This window comes from Mycobacterium sp. NGS57 (assembly GCF_059812405.1).
In genome coordinates this window covers 1-1865 of record NZ_JCALCP010000029.1, presented here as the reverse complement: position 1 = coordinate 1865, position 1865 = coordinate 1, and the positions used below count along the sequence as shown (strand labels likewise).

Annotated in this window: 1 protein-coding gene; it reads right to left on the bottom strand. The window is 65.4% G+C overall.

Features of this window, described 5'->3' with window-relative positions; translation table 11 throughout:
• Positions 1-42: 42 nt before the first annotated feature.
• Positions 43-1761 (bottom strand): transposase, encoded by a 1719-nt coding sequence (locus tag AC5Y43_RS24930; protein WP_499977287.1) that lies wholly within the window; start codon positions 1759-1761, stop codon positions 43-45.
• Between the last annotated feature and the right edge of the window lie 104 nt (positions 1762-1865).

Below are 1865 nucleotides of genomic sequence, written 5' to 3'. Positions count from 1 at the left end.
GCGCGGTGAGTTTGGTGGTGTGAGTACGTGGGGCCGATCCGGTTATCCGGTGGCTGGGGCGATGGCGCCGGCCCCGATGGCTTTGAAGAGGTTGTGAACAAGTGAGTGGAAGGCGAATTCTGCTGCTGCCCTGTCGATCCCACGGCTGGTGAAGCGGCGGAATCCGAGGTTGTGTTTGGCGTGGGCGAACGGTGTCTCGGCGATGTGGCTGCGCTGCTTATAGAGCTCGTGTCCTTCGGGTGTGCGTAGCCGGTGGGCCATCGCCTCGATCGGCGTGGCATCCGGTGGGGGCGGGCCGGTGGCGGGTTCATTTTTGGCGGCGAAGGCCAGGTCATGGCTTTTGCCGACCGCGATAAGCCGGTCGGGCCCCGCAGCGGTGAGATTGTCGGTGCTGAGGTAGCCGGCATCGGCGAGCACCACCCCGATCCCAGCAGTGTCGCTGCGGTGGGCGTCGATGCGCTCGGCGGCGGCCACGGTCTTGTCCATGATGGTGCTAAACGCGGTGGCATCGTTGGGATTGTTGCCCACCGAGGTGGCGATGATCAGCCCATCACTGCTGGTGGCGGCCTGACAGTTGTAGCCCTGCAGCCAGCCTCCGCCCCGCAGGGGCATCATCCGCGACTGCGGGTCGGTGATATTGCGTTTGGGGGCACGCTTGGATGTCGTCGTGGTGGTGGTTTGGGTAGCTTCGCTGGCCGCGGCCGCTGCCTGGTTGCGGGCACGCTCAGCCTCGGCTGCCTGCAGCTTGGCCACCGCCCGGTCCAAAGCGGCTTGAGCCCGCTTGACATACACGTTGTCCTCAACCGGCCCCGGGGTATGCCCACCCCGGAAGGGCCGAGCCCAAAAGGCGTCAATCCTGGCCTGCGCCTGGGCCTTGCGAACAGCCAGAGTATGGGCGAGCGCCTCGATGCGAAGCGCTGCGGGGATCGCCCCGACCGGGAGCAGCCCACCGCGCTCACGGCGAGCGCGGTAGCCCTCCACCACCATCTGCTGCTTGGCCTGTTTTTGCTGCTGGCGCCGGCGCTTTTGCTCGGCCAGCGCCTTGCGGTCGCGACCACCAGCGGCGCTTTCGGCCTTCAACTGCGCGATCGCCTCGGCGATGCGCGCCGCCCGCGAGCTCGGATCCACCAGATCCTCAGGCATCTCATCAGCACGACCGTCGGGGCCATACAAGTCGTCTTCGGCGGCATCGGTGGCCGCATGCTCAGCAGCAGCGGCCGCGGCCAACTTACGGGCCTTGGCCTGGTCGATTTCGGTCTGCTCGGCAGCGGCCTTACGCAGGCCGTCTTCGCAGCGGTTGGCCGAAAGCGACGCATTCGAGGCGATCTTGACCGAATCGATGGCCACCACCCCCAACTGGCCCATGCCCAGTCGCGCGCACAACGCCAGCACCGACGCGAACAATTCCTCACACGCTTGGGCGGCCTGGGCGCGAAACCGCGAGATCGTCACATGATCAGGTGCATCACCAGCGCAGATGATCCGAAACGCCACATCGCGATGGCACAATCGCTCGATCACCCGCGACGACCGAACCCCCTGCGCCCACGCCCAAATCAGCAGCGTCAGCAGCATGTCGGGGTCATAGCCGGCCCGTCCGGCTCCACCGGTACTGCGCTTAGCGTGCAGCTTGGCAGTATCGATGCCCTCGACCGCACTGATCACCAGCCACACCGGATCTGAATCCGGCAGCCAGTCGCTCATACTGGCCGGCATTAAGAACTGCTGATCACGGTTCACCGGGCGATATCCCTTGGCCACCAAACAATTTTCGTCAGCCACCGACCCGGACCACGCTACGACATGCCGACAACACCAGAACAAAACCAACAGCTGCGCCTAACCGTCAATTTCGCAACAGCCCG